12 protein-coding genes and 1 pseudogene are annotated in these 18337 nt (G+C 43.6%); 3 read left to right on the forward strand and 10 right to left on the reverse strand.

Annotated elements, in window-relative coordinates:
- Positions 1–74 precede the first annotated feature (74 nt).
- The gene (gene trhP, locus ACWA5Z_RS11985) at positions 75–1448 is read left to right on the forward strand and encodes a prephenate-dependent tRNA uridine(34) hydroxylase TrhP (protein WP_431054352.1); all 1374 of its coding nucleotides are present in this window, start codon (positions 75–77) and stop codon (positions 1446–1448) included.
- A 148-nt stretch (positions 1449–1596) separates the two neighbouring features.
- Here trhP and ACWA5Z_RS11990 read toward each other — a convergent pair whose 3' ends face one another.
- The 7 genes from ACWA5Z_RS11990 to ACWA5Z_RS12020 form a co-directional block, all read right to left on the reverse strand.
- Complete coding sequence (locus tag ACWA5Z_RS11990; RefSeq protein WP_431052676.1) at positions 1597–2283, reverse strand: DUF554 domain-containing protein; 687 nt, start codon at positions 2281–2283, stop codon at positions 1597–1599.
- Between the two features lie 16 nt (positions 2284–2299).
- Complete coding sequence (locus ACWA5Z_RS11995; protein ID WP_431052678.1) at positions 2300–3655, reverse strand: anti-phage deoxyguanosine triphosphatase; 1356 nt, start codon at positions 3653–3655, stop codon at positions 2300–2302.
- 29 nt (positions 3656–3684) lie between these two features.
- The gene (gene yfbR, locus ACWA5Z_RS12000) at positions 3685–4281 is read right to left on the reverse strand and encodes a 5'-deoxynucleotidase (RefSeq protein WP_431052680.1); all 597 of its coding nucleotides are present in this window, start codon (positions 4279–4281) and stop codon (positions 3685–3687) included.
- Positions 4282–4410: 129 nt separating this feature from the next.
- A complete protein-coding gene (locus ACWA5Z_RS12005; protein WP_431052682.1) occupies positions 4411–5319 on the reverse strand; it encodes an OmpA family protein in 909 nt (302 codons plus the stop codon).
- Between the two features lie 274 nt (positions 5320–5593).
- The gene (locus ACWA5Z_RS12010; RefSeq protein WP_431052684.1) at positions 5594–6604 is read right to left on the reverse strand and encodes an OmpA/MotB family protein; all 1011 of its coding nucleotides are present in this window, start codon (positions 6602–6604) and stop codon (positions 5594–5596) included.
- A 97-nt stretch (positions 6605–6701) separates the two neighbouring features.
- Positions 6702–7721, reverse strand: a complete 1020-nt coding sequence (locus tag ACWA5Z_RS12015; RefSeq protein WP_431052686.1) for a hypothetical protein — start codon at positions 7719–7721, stop codon at positions 6702–6704.
- A gap of 25 nt (positions 7722–7746) precedes the next feature.
- A complete protein-coding gene (locus ACWA5Z_RS12020) occupies positions 7747–10932 on the reverse strand; it encodes a UDP-N-acetylmuramoyl-tripeptide--D-alanyl-D-alanine ligase (protein ID WP_431052688.1) in 3186 nt (1061 codons plus the stop codon).
- Positions 10933–11127: 195 nt separating this feature from the next.
- Here ACWA5Z_RS12020 and ACWA5Z_RS12025 point away from each other — a divergent pair.
- Together ACWA5Z_RS12025 and ACWA5Z_RS12030 are read left to right on the forward strand one after the other, a co-directional pair.
- Positions 11128–11243 (forward strand): annotated as a pseudogene (locus ACWA5Z_RS12025) (CatB-related O-acetyltransferase); the annotation flags it as partial.
- A gap of 36 nt (positions 11244–11279) precedes the next feature.
- A complete protein-coding gene (locus ACWA5Z_RS12030) occupies positions 11280–12533 on the forward strand; it encodes a glycosyltransferase (RefSeq protein ID WP_431054353.1) in 1254 nt (417 codons plus the stop codon).
- Between the two features lie 27 nt (positions 12534–12560).
- On the opposite strand, the gene ACWA5Z_RS12035 is transcribed toward ACWA5Z_RS12030, so the two are convergent.
- The 3 genes from ACWA5Z_RS12035 to ACWA5Z_RS12045 all read right to left on the reverse strand — a co-directional run bounded on the left by ACWA5Z_RS12035 (position 12561) and on the right by ACWA5Z_RS12045 (position 18199).
- On the reverse strand, positions 12561–12725 hold the full coding sequence (locus tag ACWA5Z_RS12035; protein ID WP_431052690.1) for a hypothetical protein: 165 nt from the start codon (positions 12723–12725) through the stop codon (positions 12561–12563).
- A gap of 307 nt (positions 12726–13032) precedes the next feature.
- Positions 13033–15474, reverse strand: a complete 2442-nt coding sequence (locus tag ACWA5Z_RS12040; RefSeq protein WP_431052692.1) for an Ig-like domain-containing protein — start codon at positions 15472–15474, stop codon at positions 13033–13035.
- 223 nt (positions 15475–15697) lie between these two features.
- The gene (locus ACWA5Z_RS12045) at positions 15698–18199 is read right to left on the reverse strand and encodes an Ig-like domain-containing protein (protein WP_431052694.1); all 2502 of its coding nucleotides are present in this window, start codon (positions 18197–18199) and stop codon (positions 15698–15700) included.
- Positions 18200–18337 lie beyond the last annotated feature (138 nt).

Consider the following 18337-nt stretch of genomic DNA (forward strand, 5'->3'; position numbering starts at 1 on the left):
CCTTTATACCGCACTTTGCTTTTTATAAGGCAAAAGGTATAACCTGACCTGACATCAGAAATAAGAGACAGATGATGAGCCAAACGAATTTCAAACCGGAACTGCTTTCGCCGGCCGGTTCACTCAAAAATATGCGCTATGCCTTTGCTTACGGCGCGGACGCGGTGTATGCCGGACAGCCGCGCTACAGCCTGCGCGTGCGCAACAACGAATTTAACCACGCCAACCTGAAAATCGGGATTGATGAAGCCCACGCCCTCGGCAAAAAGTTTTATGTGGTGGTGAATATCGCACCGCACAACTCCAAACTGAAAACCTTTATTCGCGATTTGCAACCGGTAATTGATATGAAACCCGACGCGCTGATTATGTCCGATCCGGGTTTGATTATGTTGGTGCGCCAACATTTTCCTGAGATGGATATTCACCTTTCGGTGCAAGCCAATGCGGTGAACTGGGCGAGTGTCAAATTTTGGCAACAAATGGGGCTGACGCGGGTGATTTTATCGCGTGAGTTGTCGCTGGATGAGATCGCTGAAATCCGCCGACAAGTGCCGGAAATCGAACTGGAAATTTTCGTACACGGTGCATTATGCATGGCATATTCCGGGCGCTGCCTGTTGTCGGGTTACATCAACAAACGCGATCCGAACCAAGGCACTTGCACCAATGCCTGCCGTTGGGAATATAACGTGAAAGAAGGCAAAGAAGACGAAATCGGCAATATCGTCAATCCGGATCACCTGATCGAAGTCAAAAACGTCGCGCCTACGCTGGGCGAAGGCAAACCGACTGACAGTGTGTTTCTCTTAACCGAAAGCCAGCGCCCTGACGAAGAAATGACCGCATTTGAAGACGAACACGGCACCTATATTATGAACTCGAAAGATCTGCGCGCGGTACAGCACGTTGAGAAGCTGACCGCACTTGGGGTTCATTCATTAAAAATCGAAGGGCGCACCAAATCATTCTACTACTGCGCACGCACCGCACAAGTCTATCGCAAGGCAATTGACGATGCCGCCGCCGGTAAGCCGTTTGACGAAAATTTAATGCACACCTTGGAATCGTTGGCACACCGCGGTTATACCGAGGGCTTTTTGCGCCGCCACACCCACGATGAATATCAAAATTACGACTACGGCTACTCGATCTCCGAACGGCAACAATTTGTCGGCGAATTCACCGGCGTGCGTAAAAACGGCATGGCGGAAGTGGCGGTAAAAAATAAATTCCTGCTTGGCGACGAAGTCGAACTGATGACCCCGAAAGGCAATATCGTGTTCAAGATCAACAAAATGCTCAACCGCAAAAACGAAGCGGTTGAGGTTGCGCCGGGCGACGGACATTTTGTGTTTTTAGAGGTACCTGAAGATATCGAGCTGAACTATGCGTTATTAATGCGCAACTTGGTCGATAGCAACACGCGCAATCCGCATAAGAAATAAATGTGAAATTTAACAAAATATTTCATATTTGTTATTGATTTGTGAAATTAGATAAGTATAATAGCGCCATACCCTAAAAAAGTATGACTCCAAATATATTTGCCCTTCCTTGCGGAGGGCTTTTTTTTTGCCTTGAATTCAGAGAAAACTAAAGGAAGAACGAAAACCCAATCGCCAATAGCGGTGCCAGCATAAAATTAGCGACGCGGATTTTGGTGATTTTCAGCATATTTAAGGCGATGGCGAGAATCAGCAAGCCGCCGACGGTGCTCATTTCATTGATTGCCTGTGCGGAAAGATAGGGACTGATTAAGCTGGCACTGAGTACGATAATGCCTTGATAAATCAGAATTGATACCGCCGAAAACGCCACGCCTATTCCCATGGTGGACGCAAACGCAATCGACACCATGCCGTCAATCACCGCTTTGGCGTATAAAGTTTGATGATTGCCGGCAAGCCCGCTTTCCAACGAACCGACCATGCCCATTGCGCCGACACAAAACAGCAGCGACGCATTGACAAAACCTTCGGCAATCGCCAATTCGCCTTTGCCACGATTAACTTTAGTTTGCACCCAGTCGCCAAGTGCGGTCAACTTGCTGTCTAATTTCAACAGTTCCCCCAGAATCGCACCAAGCACAATCGAAGCAACGATAATAAAAATATTACCGCCGCCAATCAGATTCTGCACCGCAACATAGGCAACACACAGCGCCAAGCCTTGCAACACACTGTCGATAACCTGCGTTTTTGCCCGGCTCGCCAACAAACTGCCAACGACTCCACCGACGACCACTAAGCCCGCATTAGCCAATACTCCGGATAAAATCATTTTTCTCTTCGCTTTATTATAATTGTTGGTACACTTTCAGCGCATAGGCGTCGGACATACCGGCGATGTAATCACAGATAATCCGTTTTTTATCACCGTCGACCGCACTTTGCCAACGTTTGGCGGTATTTGGCGGCAGCAAGCGCTGCGGATCAGATTCGAAAATTTGGAATAACTCAGATAAAATCCGCTGTCCTTTATATTCGATCCGTTGCGTATCGACATGACAAATCACATATTGCCAGACAAATTTTTTGAAAATACTTAGCACTTCCACCACTTCCGATGGCAACTCCGCATTATAACGCAGTAACGGATCGTTTAAGTTTTGGTTGATTTTCCAACGGGCGGAAGTGATAAAATAATTCACCAACGCCCCAATCGCATTTTTGCGCTGATAGTGATGTTCGGAAAACAGCTTTTCGCTCAACTCATCAATATGTTGTTGAACCCAAACGGATTGGCAATTTTTCAGTTGTTGATACGCCTGCTGCCACTGTTGCAGATTCACCACCCCGACCACAATCGCATCTTCCAAATCATGCACCGCATAGGCAATATCGTCCGCCAATTCCATAATGCTGCAATCCAATGATTTATACACGGTTTTCAACCTGTCTTGCGGCGTTTGCCGCGCTTGCCGATAGCGGCAAAATTCATCACGATCTGCGCGGCTTAACGGTTGCAGCAGCCAATCAAACACTGCAGAATCATCGCGGAACAAACCCTTTCCCGGTTTCCAATTGCGCATATTGACATAGCGCGGATCAGTCAAGTGCGGTTGCAGACCGCACTTGGCATATTGCGGCGAAGCGTCATCTAAAATCGTCGGGTATTTCACCACGCCTAAAATCGCGCGACGGGTCAAATTCATCCCGGCTTTTTCGGTGTACGGCTCTAATTTGGTAATCAGACGAAAAGTCTGGGCATTGCCTTCAAAACCGCCGGCTTGCGACATCATATAATTCAACGCCACTTCGCCGCCGTGTCCGAACGGCGGATGTCCGATGTCATGGGCAAAACAGAGGGTTTCGATCAGGCTAATCGGCGGCAACAACGGTTTCAGCATTTTCTGTAACTCATGTTCAGCGATATTCAACTGCGCCGATAACGCTTGAAACGGTTCGCTTAAACCCAGTTGCGCCGCCAAGCTGCTGCCGATTTGCGCCACTTCCAACGAATGGGTTAAGCGGGTACGATAAAAATCATTTTCGCCCACCGCATGAATTTGCGTTTTTGCCTGCAAACAGCGAAACGCCGCCGAGTGCAAAATCCGCCCGCGATCGCGCTGAAACGGCGAACGGTGATCATGCTCCCGTTTGGGATCGTCGATATAGCGTTGTTTCCACTCTTTTTTTATTGTGATTGCCATTCTGCCCTCTCAGACCGCACTTTGCCTTTTTACAGGCTCAATTCATCTAACGCTCGTCCAAAACTCGGCACGAACACCGTTAAAAAATAGTTCATTTCTTCGCTTTTCCACTCATCAAGCAAACCTTCTAGCCGTTTCAACGCCGGAATAAATTCTTGATTGCCGTGTTCCAACTCGGTGCGGGCTTTGATGTAAGCGCAAATCACATCCGCCTGCTTCACCAAGTGTTTATCTTGCGGGCTAATCAGTTCGGCACACAGCAACGGCGCAAAATCCGCTTGTAATGCCTGCGGCAGTAAGCGCAACAAATGCTTTTCCGCTTCGACCTCAATCCGTTTATAGGCTTCGGTAATCTGCGGGTTAAAATATTTGACCGGTGTCGGCAGATCGCCGGTAAAAATCTCACTGCTGTCATGATACATCGCAATCAGCGCAATCCGCTCCGGATTAACCGTGCCATTAAAAAAACGGTTTTTAATCAACGCCAAGGCATGCGCCACAAACGCCACTTGCAAACTGTGTTCCGCCAAATTCTCTTTATCGATATTGCGCATCAGCGACCAACGCCGGATTAACTTCAAGCGATCCAAACAGGCAAAAAAATGGCTGGGTTGAACATCTAACATAACGTACACGCCTTATTTCAATATAAAAACAAAAATCCCTCTATTTCCGATATGGTAAGCCGAAACCAGACTTATATACAGAAAAAAGAGAGATTTTTTATATTTTTATGTTATGCCGATAAATGCCGTTTAATTCGATTCGCTGCCGTAAACCACGATTTCTACACGGCGGTTTGGTAAATTACACGCCGTTTTGGCAGCAACGTTTTTACCATGTTCCGCTTCACAATTCGGCACTACCAAATCTCTTTCGCCATAACCTACCGCCGTGGTTGGAACAGTAACCCCCGCATTCATCAAAACTTCACGGATCGCATGCGCACGTCGTTCAGACAGTTTTTGGTTATATGAATCGGAACCGACCGGATCAGTATAGCCATTCACTTCAATCTTGCTGATAGCTTGACGGGTGATCCCTTTGATTTTCGCTGCAAATTCCTGCACATTACGCTTACCTTCCGGCAATACATCGTTATAGCTGTGTTTATTTAACGGAAAAGTCGCATTGGCATTTAATAATTTAGCATCCAGAACATATTCGTTTTGATTACAAGCACTTGGCAGCACACGTGAGATAGTCTGCGACTGCATTTGCAACAGCTTCACTTCTTCAAATCCCACTTCCGGCTCAACTCGCTCAAACATTGGCGAACCATCATTTCTCGCCTTTTTAATTTTAATATAAGTCACTTGCCGGCTTGGCGTCACAAATTTCACACCTTGAGTCCGATTACCGCCTTTACTGTTTGAGCTAAAAGAAGAGGTCATCAAATTACGATCTGCACATAAAATAATTGGACTGAAACCATTTTCTAATAAAGAAGTTTGATAATCACCATTTACATACACATTCACCGCCGGTCCTTGTACATCGGAGCCACGATAAAAAACAACGAGTCCTTGATTAGTTGCTAAATCTTCTGTACTGACAGAGGCGGGAATATAATTCTGCCACGTCTCTAACGGTCTGCCAGAGTGGGGTAAAGAACAAGCACTCAGTGCTAGCACCGTGCTTAAAAGTGCAATGTATTTTTTCATCAGGATTCCCTTTATACAGTTACTTGATATTAATGTAATAATTGGTAAATAATTGTTTGCATTTATAGCATGATTTATATTTTCACTTAATCTAATCTAAGTACAAGATATAAAAAAAGCTGATCTAAATGATCAGCTCAGGCTAATATCATTTCCCTCCCTCCCCATTTTTCTTGCGAAAAACGGTACTCCCTCCGCCCGCGGAGGGAGAGAAGTCAGTTTGTCAGCAATCTCAGCTGATCTAAATGATCAGCTTAAAGCACACTTTGTACTATTATTGAATCGCATAAACCGTAACTTCAACCCGGCGATTCGATTGATCGCAGGCTTCGCGCATTTTAGTGTCTGTCGGGTTGCGCTCAGCGCAATTTTTGGAAACTAATTGCTGCGAACCGTATCCAGTAACTTCCATTGGAAATTGGACTCCTTCACGTTGTAATAAATTGAGTACGGTTTTCGCTCTGTTGGCGGATAGTTGTCTACTTATAGCCGGGCTTTCATCCGGGGCGCTGTGTCCGCTGATAACAATATGGCTGATATGGCGCTGATCCAACCGCTTCAGATCGGCTGCCAAATCAAGAATTTCTTCCTTCCCTGCCGGAAACATTCCCGCTTGATCCGCCCTGCCGCTTCGAAATAACGTTCTGGCAGATAATGAGAAATTTTGCAAAACGGTTTTTTCCCGACATTCCGTCGCCGGGATCACCCGTGATAGCGTTTGCTTTTGTTCTGACATCTTTTGGATTACCCGCTCACCAGTTTCCGCATCGACACGTTCAAATTCCGGCTCACCATTATTACCGCGTACCACTTTGATAAAACTGCTCCGTTTAGCCGGAACAATAAAATAGATCCCTTCATCTTTATTCGCGAACGTAGTGTTACTGCTAAATGCGGTACTAAAAAAATGAGCCTGAGCACACAATGCAATAGCCTTATAATGATTTGGCAATAACGAAGCATGATAATCCCCATCAACATAAATATTCACTGCCGGTCCAGTGATTGCATTCGCATCACGATAAAAAATAACTTGCGATTGATTATCTTCTAACGTTTGCGAATTAAAAAACGTCGATGTGTGAGTCAACCAACGTTCAAATAATGGTTTTTGCTGCGTTGCCGTCGCACCAACGCTCCATACAAGTGCTATCACGGCAGTCGCAATGATATTTTTGTTCATATTCGCCCTAATTTTTATAGTATGCCCGTGTCGTATTAAACCGAATGCTTCAATACTCAAAAGAATAAAATCAGAAATTTTTGCTTTTTTGTAAAAATACATATTTTATTGTGTTATTTTACGTTTTTATTACCTGATTGCCAATCAAAACCGCACTTTGTTATCTTGATAGCATAAGCCTATAACTTGAATGAATCCCTCAAGGAATCTCAATTTGCAAAAACTGCTGCAACTCCTCGTTGTGCTGTTCCGCCGGAAGATAGTTATGAATTGCCCGTTTCAAAGCTAACCAAATATCCCGATTATACGCAGGGCTTTTCTGTTCGCGTTCTGCCCATCCATATTCCTGCCATCCTTGTCGGCGACTGACTGCTGCACTCTGTAGTGCCAACGCCTCAAATAAAGGGCGAATAAATGCAGTGCCATAAGCCAATTTATCTTTTACGATTAATGTATTATCAGTATATGTTTTCTTGGCAATATCCTCTGCCAACGAAAATCCGGGCTGTTCATCAAGCACGCGGAACAGTCGAATCCACATTTTGGAGGCTTGGTAACTTTGTGCCATTACCGATTCCAGCTCTTCGCGGTTTTGCGGCAAACGCTCATCCGCCCCCACGCCAACACCGGTTGCCAATAATGATTCTGACCAACGTGCCAACCCTTCTGTCAACCAAGCCTGTTTAAACATCATATAGCTGTTTTGATAAAGATGAAAAAGTTCATGTGCCGGTGTGCCATTACGATTAGCATATATTTGGTTACTCACTAACATACTGAGATGGCAGCCTGCGTTCTCTTCTTGACGGGTTGTTGTTACCTCATCGTAAGCCACTCCAAATCGACGATCACTCTCTTCAATCCTCACTTGAATATAATGCGCCTTGGCATAACGCGGCATAGACAAGGGCGCGGACAAACCCAATACGTGTTGATACAGTGCATCTGCAACTATCAGCTGGCGCTGAATGTCTTCTAACTGGACTTCACTCGCCAACGAATCGACTGCCGCAGTTTGCCCTTTCTCAACACGGACAACATAGCGAAATGGCGTATCGCCCTCAACCGTGGCTAACTGAGTTGGAGGCGTAAGCTTTAAGGCAATACAGGCGCCAACAGGCTGCTGCCCCACCAATGATGTGTTAGAGTCCGTATTCGCTTGTAAAATAACAGGAAAAGAAGTTAACATCATTGCTATCCAATATCTTAGTTGAATCATATAAACACTATTTCCGGTCAAATCATTATTTGCGCAAATAACTCACGACCCGATGTAATCCGCTGCCGTGTGACGATTTCAGTAACATCCGATCTGAGTCATGCAATGCGATCGTCTTATTTTCAAACAGATCGATTATCGTGTCAGCATTCGGCATCCAGTGCAAGTGCGGTATGCGATTTAATGATTTCAACGCTTGATACAATACCTGCATTTCTACACCAGATAAAATCACCATTCTTGCCTGAGTTTGCAACACATCATCTTGCAATTCCAGATGGTGTTGTCGACTGTCCGCCCCTAATTCCAACATATCCCCTAACACCAATACTCGCTGTTCAGGCAAGGTTGCCTCATCGGCGAATGCCTGTAACGCCGCTTTCATCGAAATCGGGTTGGCATTGTAGGCTTCGTTGATCACCGTTATCGTTTTATCCGCATAAGTACACTGGAACATATCGCCACGCCCTTCCACCGGCCGGAATTGCTCAAGTGCGGTCAGAATTTTCGCCAAATCCAAACCTTGTTGCTGAGCAATGGCGATAACCGCTAACGCGTTCAACATTAAGTGTTTCCCTTGCGCGCCTAATGTCACCGTGATTTCTTTACCGAATAGCGATACTCTGCCGCTGCCTTGTTGATAGCTCAACAAGCGCACATCCGCTTGTTCGTGTTCCCCGTAGCTGACTACGTTCAACTGTTGCTGGAGAGCCGCACGTTCAATCAAATCAAACTGCGCAATATCGCGACATACTACCGCAAGACCTTTAGGCGGCATTGCCTCGAAAATCCGGGATTTTTTGAGAGCGACGGTATCTAAATCATTATGGTATTCTAAGTGAGCGGCAGCGATATTGGTGATCACGGCAACATCCGGCTTCACCAATTGGCTGTTCAGCGACATATTGCCAATCGCCATTTCCAATATCCAGTGCGAAGCTGTTTGCGGCATACACGCCATATTCCACGCGATGCCAATGGGTAAATTGGCACTGCCTTGGGTTTGAGCTGTTGGCGCAATCGCAGATAAGGCTTGACTTAACATGGCAACGGTAGTGGTTTTACCTGCGCTACCAGTTACGCCGTAAGTTTTGCCACGATAAGTTGAGCGAGCCAGATGAGCCAAATCTAGCGTTGCTTTACGCACATTGCCCACCACCAATAACGGCACACCAAGGCTTGCATAAGTGTCCGGATCATCGGTAACAATCGCCGAAGCCCCTTTCAGCACAAAGGATTTCACCGCCACAAACGGCAGATAACCTATTTGCATATTTTTACCGCGAGCGACGATAATATGCCCTTTTTGGAAACTTTTCGGGAAAATACTCAACCCCGTCGGCTGCCAGTTTTCAGGCGCGGTAGTATGCCATTTTCCTTTCGTCGCCATTTCAACATTAATTGCATTAAATGCCATATTTTCTATCTTTTTCTGTTGTTGCAAACTGTTGGGATAGTTGCCGTTTTTCAATAATTCATAATAATGCACAAAGCCTGATAAATAGTGCTCCACATCATCAATCCGCACGCGGAACACATGGTGACGGATAAAAAAGCCGTGTAAAATCTTATTCGGATTCGCAAAATGCATCGCATTTTCAGGAAAGAAAAAGCCATTGACTAAATAATTGGCACGGGTGTGTAAAGCGGTATAAAACGCCGCCACATCAAAACCATTGAGGACCGTTTGATATTCGGGAAATTCGTCTAATTTCAGCAACATTTTATGAAATGCCATGCACAGTTCCAATAAAGTCGGAAACGTAGTCAAGCGATTCTGAATAAAATTGAGATAGCCTTTCACATTATCCACCGCAAATTGGAAATAACGCTGTTCAGGCTTATAACGCACTAACTCATTAGAACAGTAAGACAACCAATGATCGTGTGCTTTTTCATGATGGTTGGCGATAAAGAAATCAAATGCCTTTTCCACACAAACCAGCCAGCGCGGATCTTGAGTGATCCCATATAAACGCATTAAACCAAATGCCGCTTCACCATCGTAATAAATCGTGCGGGTTTTCTCCATCACGTCCAGTGTTTTGCCATTTAAAATATGCACAAAACTGCCGTCTGCTTCTTGCATTGCAACAATACCGAGCGCCAAATTTTCACACAAACCGAGCAAGCGTGAAGTGCGGTTATTCTTCGGAAACATCTGTGCATATTTCACAAACGCAAGAATGGCGACGGCATTGGCTCCGAGTTTGATTTCATTATTGGCTTCCAACACGTAAGCTTTGCCATCCGCATACTGCCGAATATTATGCGCTACAAAATAATCAATTGCCGTTTCTATGCGGTTTTGTACCGTTTGCAGTTCACCCGTATTGATTGTGCGTGGACTGATGTTGGTGCTTACCGTTTGATTGTCGGCGATTAATTGCCGACACAGCTCCAAGCCCTCCAACAAGGCATAGGTGCTAGAAGCGTGGCGCAGTGTGTTATAGGTTGGAATAGGCTTATCAAAGCATGGGAAATGTCCATACTGAAACAAACCGCTCTCTTCAATTTGACGGCTTAAATATTGGGTGCTTAAGTGCACCAACTCACCTGTCACGTCAGGATTTAAAGCAGACATCTGGCGGCGGCCATGTTGGCGCGGCAAGGTTGAAAGCACTTGCAATTGTTGCGTATCGGTATCCAAAAATACGCCCGCCGTGACAAATGTCATCACCGGCATATCCGCTGTAAAATTCGGCATTTGTTTGGATGAGAAACGCCCTTTCAAATAACGTTCCAAGTTTGCCTGATTGACGCCTGCCAACGGATTATCCGCCCCTAAATAAAGGGCTGCATGGGCATTCAATTCCATTTCGGTCGCCAACAACCAAGGCGAAGTCACGCCTTTGAAGGCGATACCGGAGCGGAAATAATTACGTTTGTAATTTTTCATCTCCTGCTGTAATTTCGCCCAGCTCGTTGCCGACTCACTCACAACCCATTCCACCTTTAACCATTTAACCGGCTGCTCAAAATGTTTGGCAAGTGCGGTGATCTTGTTTTCCAGTTTGGCTTGTACAGCTTGCCAATCACTACTCACTAATTCATTTTTATCAAAGAATAAACTGGCACATTTGGCACGTTTTTCACCACTACTGAGAGAAATAATCAAAATATCGGCTAATTCACCCATGCTATGTTGTTGCTTATAGCGAGCATGAATTTGTGGTAAATGATGAGTGAATAAGGTCAAGAGTGAAGTCATAATAGCCCTGCAGTCAGTAAATTTATCCTAAAATGATCCCAAATAATTGCTTTATTATAATCAATTGATTAATAAAACCCGAAAAACCAATAGAATGGTAAAACATTTATTAAAAATGACAACTTAAGTAAATTATACAATGTAAATGTTTTTAAGTATAATACGATTGCAATAAACAAAAGTATATAAAAGATAATATCAATTGGAACAAGCGCTGTGATTGCAGCCAATGCTGGCTCACAAAAGATGTGCCACCCTATGCGATTGTCGGCGGCAATCCGGCTAAGCTAATTAAATATCGATTTAACGATTCACAATTTATGATCACTACGACAAGGTTCAGACGCATGACAGACAAAAAATCCAGTGCTATTGTATTTATGCTGACAGCAAATTATCACTTTGCACTCGCAACAATGATCATTAACTTACAAGAAAGGAATCGTCATAACTATGATAATATCGTTGTATATCATGACGGCTTAACTGCAAACCAACAATCAGATTTGCTGAGCATTGAGCCCAATATTCTTTTTATTTCTTATACATTTTCCGACTGGAAAAAAGAACACCATGAAGAAACCATGGATGGAAAACAACTCGATTATTTCATTAAGCGCTTTTCGCATTTTGCACTATCAAAATATAAAGTCGTCGAACAGCTGGCTCATTATCATAAAGTTTTATTCTTAGATTTAGATATGGTGGTACAAGATGACCTGAGTGAACTATTTAAGATCGAAGGTGTTGCATGGCGATCTGAAAGCCCGTTTCTAAAAAAATTTGGAGATCGCACCTCCCGCCCACCGCTAGCCGAATTAAATAATATCCCACACACCCACCCGGCACCGAATGGCGGGCTATTTTATGCCGATGATACGTTAGATTGGCAACAAGCGGTCAAAGATGCACAATTTTTCTTAAAAACATTTCTCGGTTATTTCAGCAGCGTCATTGATGAATTAGCATTTTCATGGCTAGCGTATAAACAAAATATCAACATTACAGAACTTGATTATAAAATTTATAATACATTACCGCGTGTAGCCACTCATCAAACTAAAATTGTACATTTTATGGGGAATATGAAGCCTTGGAATTGTGAATTATCACAATCTGCATTCCCGACATGGATGAGAAACTACCAAAAAACACTCACATTCGGTGATTTTAGCTCGGATAAAATAACGCATTTTGGCGAAACCGGAGAATTATTACGCAAACGTACCAATGAAGCGCATTGGCTACATTTTTTACAGCATAGCAAGCTAGAAATCCCAACAAATTTAAAATTACGCTATGAGCTCGATAAAGATGAGCTCACACTTGATTATAAACCATTCATTTATTATGAATTTGTATTACAACGTAATACTTGGGATTTTAAATTAACCTTACAAATTAATATTAAGGAAATTACTCGAGATAAGCGACTAAAAAACGTGCTTAATGCCATAGTCACGGATAATGAAAATCTCACTTACCTTGAGAATTCCAAAGGCATTACACTGACAGCAAAACGTTGCCATTTAGATAAAATCAATAGCTACTTTTGTTATTTTTATCAAAAAACACAGCCTATATTAGAAATATTGGGATAGTTATCTTGAAGCACAGGTTTATAGCCATTATTGAAATTTTTTGTAGGTTGCGGTTGAGCAACTCTCAAAATTTATGCGCTTTTTGTTCGAATAGTCGTTTTGTTCCGGCTTTTGTTTCTTCAAGGGAATGCCTGCGCCCTTGGCGACTGTCTTCTCTCCCACGGTTAATTTTTTAAACAAGAAATTCATCATAACCCGCTTCTTTAACTATCATATCGTTCTCCCGGCATAAAATTTATCATTAATACCTCAATGCTAAGAATACAATACACTCCACGTATTTATGGGATTCGCCTAGGTTAAGCATGAATCAACCCCGCTAGGGTTGGGGAATATTGCTGATTGAGCGGAACCGAAGCCTGCGTGGTTTAGTTCAAAAATTGTGAAACACAAAAACCACACTTACCCCCTACCCCGCCAACAAGTTGACAGGGTGTTTGAGTTTGGTAAACCGCACTTTGGGAAAAGTGCGGTTTAGGTACAACATATTTATTAGTAATCAAATAATTTGGATACCTTGTTCAATATAGATCGCTTGAGTACCACCATAAGTGCTACCTCCTACAGTCCAAGTATCATACTTATGACCATCTACATCAACTGTAGCTCCCTTCGTCCAAGTAGCACCAGCCAAATCATATTGACCAATACCATTACCCAAATCAACTTTTGATGTGCTATCACCTTGAATATACATCGCAGTTTGACCATTAGTTTTATCTAACGCACTATTGTACTGATATTTATAGATATTAATTCTGTTACCTGAACCTAAATCAATATTTTCAACCCCAAACACATTAGTTGCACTAATAGTTGAGCCTGTACCAGTAATCGTTACAGTGTCATCAGTAGCCGAGCTACCGTTGATTTTACCGCCCGAGATCTTACCAATTTCAACCACATCATTAGCTCCCATATTGATGGTGCCGCCTGACATGGTACCGATTTTCACGGTATCAACATCGGTATCGGTTCCGGTATTGACCGTACCACCTTTCATGGTTGTAATATTGACTGTATCAGCACCAATACCCAAGTTGATGGTACCTGCGCCAGCCAGCTCGGTACCCAGTTGATTGATATTCGCCGTATCGTCACCGGCACCTAAATCAATCACGGTATTTTTGACGCCGTTGCTACCACTCACTTTGCCTTCGATATTAACCGTATCTTGACCGTTACCACCATAAATCGTGGCGGTAATGCCTAATGCGGAACCGACATCACCTTTAACGGTCAGAACATTCACATCAGTTTCCAAGTCGGTGTTGTTATCGTTACCTAGGCTAACACTGTTTTTATAAGTAGTTTCGTAAGCTGATGGATAGTTACGACCACTGCCCAAATCAATCACTGATTGATCTAAAACGTTACCTTGAATGGTGACGTTATCCGAACCGCTACCGCCATAGATATGACCTGCCAGCACTTGATCATGTACAATGAAAGTATCGTTACCTCCCTCACCAAATACATATGGTCTCCATTGAGGAAATGCTGGGTTCGCCGCATTACCAATCATACTGCCAACATCATAGCTGTCATTGCCTTCACCCAGACAGACTCGGGCAAGTTCTTGATGATTACCACGGACTTTAATGACATCATTACCTTGTCCTAAGTCCACAGTCGTAATACTTTGCGAGTCGTCGAAGTTCTCGCCATAAGCCTGACTATTCGACACGTTACCCAGTGTCTTGGTGTCTGTACCATCTAACCAGAAACTGACATAGAGCGTATCATCATAGTCTGAACCCATTGCTACGCCCAGACCTTCTACAAGCTGAGTCGTATTGTTACCACCCGGATATAAAATACCGGTCATCAGGTTGAAGTCAGCATCCAAGAACGGAATCGCAAACGGTTCACCATTGATGATCACACCTCTTGCCTCGGTCTCACCCATGGTAAAGCCTGCTTTGTCATTCAAGGTCGCAATCACCGATTCGTTGGTTTCTTTACCAAATTCAGCTACGGCAACGTTATCGTTAATCGGGTCAACCGTGAAGCTAGCTTGGGTTTCGCCTGCTTTAATGGTCAACGTAACATTACCGTTTGTGATTGGCGTTCCATCTGCCAACAGTGCGTTGTAATCTGCACCTTCCGCTCCAGGTACTGCTGCTTGTCCGCCCAAGCTGACCGTCACCACTGTATCTTCCAATACCGCTTTAGACGCAGTTACCGTAAAGGTCATCACTGAGCCTGAGCTTGAATCCATTTCAGACTGCACCGGATCGGTAACTGAAATCAACAAGGTGGTCATCAAGGTATCGTTAACGTCAGTTGTGCTCGATACAACATCTGGCTGTGCCAGTGCTATCGTATCCACAACCGCTATATTTCCATTTCCAACAACAACCTCCTCGCCTTGATGCCATATCTCGACTGCTTTATCCGTTGATAAATTTCCTGCTTTATCTGTCACCAATACTTTTGGAATATATTTTCCGTCAGCTAATGTTTCTGTGATTTCAACGCTGAACTTCCCTTCTTCATCGGCTTTTGTGATATAAAATTCCTTATGAATATTCACTACAACATCAACTTCCGGTTCTGTTTTACCTTCAAAAACAGGCAACGTTCTAACCATTGATAATTCAGGTTTTTCTAATCTGATATAGTCTATTTTCGGTGGTTGTGTATCAATCACCACATTCGTTATTTCGTTATAAACCGAATGTTTTCCTTCCGCCGCTTGCCTTACACGAATTGAGTGATACTCGCCGTCTGCCAACTCAATGTTGACAAGATGATTAACCGGATCATTGGCGATTCGCCACTCTGGACTATGATTAATACTGTATTCAACCTTTGTGCCTTCATGCATACCCGATACCAACAAATTATGGTTATTAGTTATACGATCTTGTTGATCTTCGCCTGTATCTCGCTCCAAACGCACATATAATTTATTCAGTTCTTTTGTTTCTTCACTCATATTTCACCTCAGGGTTAGTAGTTTCAAAAAGAGATAGTAACAAACAGTTACCAATCAACCTTACCACAAAGATGAGAATGATTGCTATTTGATTTACAGGCATCAAATTCTTCACAAAATAGCAGCCATAAAAAACACCCCGTCAGCAAGCTGACGAGGCGTTTGTCTTTTGATGAACCGCACTTTGGGAAAAGTGCGGTTTAAGCAACTTGATTATATGAAATTAGATGATATTGCCAATCGTATTTTCAATATAAATCATGGTGGTAGTATCATTCCCATACTGCCAAGCAGAATAGGTATGACCGTCTTCAGTGATTGTCGCACCGGTTTTTCCCCATTGCACACTATCAATCAAACTTTCTCCCAGAGAAGAAAACGATGCTGCATAGCCCAAGTTCACGGTATCGTCTGCACCACCTAAAATTTTGATGGTTTGCTCGGCACCTGAATCACGGACATTGGCTGCATTCACATACAAGGTGTTTGCACCGTTGCCGTTAATATCAATCACTTCCGCACCTTTAATGCTGTTGCTCAAGCGTACTGAAGTGCCTGAACCGCTGAGTGTTACCGTGTCGATACCGGTGCCCATATCGATTACGTTGGCATCTGCCAGTCTGCCGACGGTAACCGTATCGTTACCTGCACCCAAGCTGATAGTACTGCTTGCATACATACCGCCATCAATGGTGACATGATCTTGACCATTACCGCCATAAACATGTGCGGAAGACGAAAACATTCCCAAATTCTGATGAACATGCAACGTATTAATATCACTTGCCAGATCGACATTGTCATCATTACCCAAACTCAAGCCATTGGTATAACTGGTTTCATAAGCAGAGGTGTAAGCCCGACCACTGCCCAAATCGATCATGGCGTTATCCAACATACTACCCTGAACAGTGATGGTATCTGAGCCGCTGCCACCATAAACATTAATGAACATGATGTCATCTTTAAAGGTGATCGTATCGTTACCACCCTCACCAAATACATGTGGTCTGAGGTTATCAGTACCAATGGTTACTGCACCGCCGGCAATGAACGTATCATCGCCTTCTCCCAAATATACACGGGTTAAAAGGTTCACACCTTCACGAATCCAAAGCGTATCGTTGCCTTTGCCTAAATCGAGGGTTGAGAATGAAAGGCTACTATCGAAGTTTTGACCTTTGGCAAGACTGTTGGCAAAGTCGCCCTGTCCGGCATCGTTGCCATTGATGTAGTAGCCTATGTAAATCTTATCATTATAGTCTGAACCCATTGCTACATTTGGTCCTTCAAGCACTTGTGTGGTTTGGTCGCCTTCAGGGAAAGTCACACCGGTCATCAAGTTCAAGTCAGCATCCAGTCGCGGAATCGCAAACGGTTCGCCGTTGATGATCATACCGCGAGCCTCGATTTCACCCATGGTAAAGCCGGTTTTATTATTCAAGGTCGCAATCACCGATTCATTGGTTTCCTTACCGAATGCAGCTAAGGCTTCATTGTCGTTAATTGGATCAACGGTGAAGCTTGCTTGAGTTTCGCCTTTCTTAATGGTCAATGTCACTGTGCCGTTGGAAATTGCTGTGCCATCAGCCAATGCTGCTGTGTAATCCGCACCTGCTTCGCCCGGCACGGTAGCTTGTCCGCTCAGGCTAACAGTGACTACAGTATCTTCCAATACAGGTTTAGAAGCAGTTACAGTAAAGGTCATTACTGAACCCTCTGTAGAATCTACTTCGCGTTGTACCGGATCAGTCACCGAAATCGACAATGTGGTCATTGAAGTATCGTTGATGATGGTTTCAGCTTCTTTGCCACCCAAAGTCATGCTCAGGGTTTCTTGACCTTCGGAAAGCTCATCTGCCACAGTCGGGTAGCTAATAGTGAAGCTATCCACGCCAGCTGGAATCACTAACTTACCGCCAACTACTTGTACATTGTTGCTGAACACCGCTGTACTGTAATCATCAGTCTCAGTTGCTGTTCCACCCAATACCGGCGCATCAATCGTACCACCTTTGTGACCGGTTAATAGCGTTACATTAAACTCGACGTTATCACCTTCGTTGACAGATGGCACAGTAACCAACTCGGTTACTGTCAATAGTACAGCATCCACAACCGCTATATTTCCATTTCCAACAACAACCTCCTCGCCTTGATACCACATCTCTGCCGCTTTATCCGTCGATAAATTTCCTGCTTTATCTGTTACTAATACTTTTGGAATATATTTTCCGTCAGCTAATGTTTCTGTGATTTCAAGACTGAACTTTCCTTCTTCATCGGCTTTTGTGATATAAAATTCCTTATGAATATTCACTACAACATCAGCTTCGGGTTCCGTTTTACCTTCAAAAACAGGCAACGTTCTAACCATTGATAATTCAGGTTTTTCTAATCTGATATAGTCTATTTTCGGTGGTTGTGTATCAATCACCACATTCGTTATTTCGTTATAAACCGAATGTTTTCCTTCCGCCGCTTGCCTTACACGAATTGAGTGATACTCGCCGTCTGCCAACTCAATGTTGACAAGATGATTAACCGGATCATTGGCGATTCGCCACTCTGCACTATGATTAATGCTATATTCAACTTTTGTGCCTTCATGCATACCCGACACCAACAAATTACGGTTATTGGTTATACGATCTTGAGTGTTTTCACCGTTATCTTGCGCCAAACGGATATGAACTTTGTTCAGTTCTTTCGTTTCTTCACGCATATTTCACCTCATTAGTTAATGATTTTAAAAGAGATAGTAACGATAAGTTACATAATAACCGTATCACACCGATGAGAATTATTACTATTTAATTTGCAAAACATCAATTTCTTCACAAAATAGCAGCTATAAAAAACA

The sequence above is a fragment of the Testudinibacter sp. P80/BLE/0925 genome (assembly GCF_053570785.1).

Excerpts from the sequence above, each read along its gene's own strand:
- trhP (WP_431054352.1), top strand. The coding sequence starts at position 75 with ATGAGCCAAACGAATTTCAAACCGGAACTGCTTTCGCCGGCCGGTTCA.
- ACWA5Z_RS11990 (WP_431052676.1), bottom strand. The coding sequence starts at position 2,283 with ATGATTTTATCCGGAGTATTGGCTAATGCGGGCTTAGTGGTCGTCGGT.
- ACWA5Z_RS11995 (WP_431052678.1), bottom strand. The coding sequence starts at position 3,655 with ATGGCAATCACAATAAAAAAAGAGTGGAAACAACGCTATATCGACGAT.
- yfbR (WP_431052680.1), bottom strand. The coding sequence starts at position 4,281 with ATGTTAGATGTTCAACCCAGCCATTTTTTTGCCTGTTTGGATCGCTTG.
- ACWA5Z_RS12005 (WP_431052682.1), bottom strand. The coding sequence starts at position 5,319 with ATGAAAAAATACATTGCACTTTTAAGCACGGTGCTAGCACTGAGTGCT.
- ACWA5Z_RS12010 (WP_431052684.1), bottom strand. The coding sequence starts at position 6,604 with ATGTATTTTTACAAAAAAGCAAAAATTTCTGATTTTATTCTTTTGAGT.
- ACWA5Z_RS12015 (WP_431052686.1), bottom strand. The coding sequence starts at position 7,721 with ATGATTCAACTAAGATATTGGATAGCAATGATGTTAACTTCTTTTCCT.
- ACWA5Z_RS12020 (WP_431052688.1), bottom strand. The coding sequence starts at position 10,932 with ATGACTTCACTCTTGACCTTATTCACTCATCATTTACCACAAATTCAT.
- ACWA5Z_RS12030 (WP_431054353.1), top strand. The coding sequence starts at position 11,280 with ATGACAGACAAAAAATCCAGTGCTATTGTATTTATGCTGACAGCAAAT.
- ACWA5Z_RS12035 (WP_431052690.1), bottom strand. The coding sequence starts at position 12,725 with ATGATGAATTTCTTGTTTAAAAAATTAACCGTGGGAGAGAAGACAGTC.
- ACWA5Z_RS12040 (WP_431052692.1), bottom strand. The coding sequence starts at position 15,474 with ATGAGTGAAGAAACAAAAGAACTGAATAAATTATATGTGCGTTTGGAG.
- ACWA5Z_RS12045 (WP_431052694.1), bottom strand. The coding sequence starts at position 18,199 with ATGCGTGAAGAAACGAAAGAACTGAACAAAGTTCATATCCGTTTGGCG.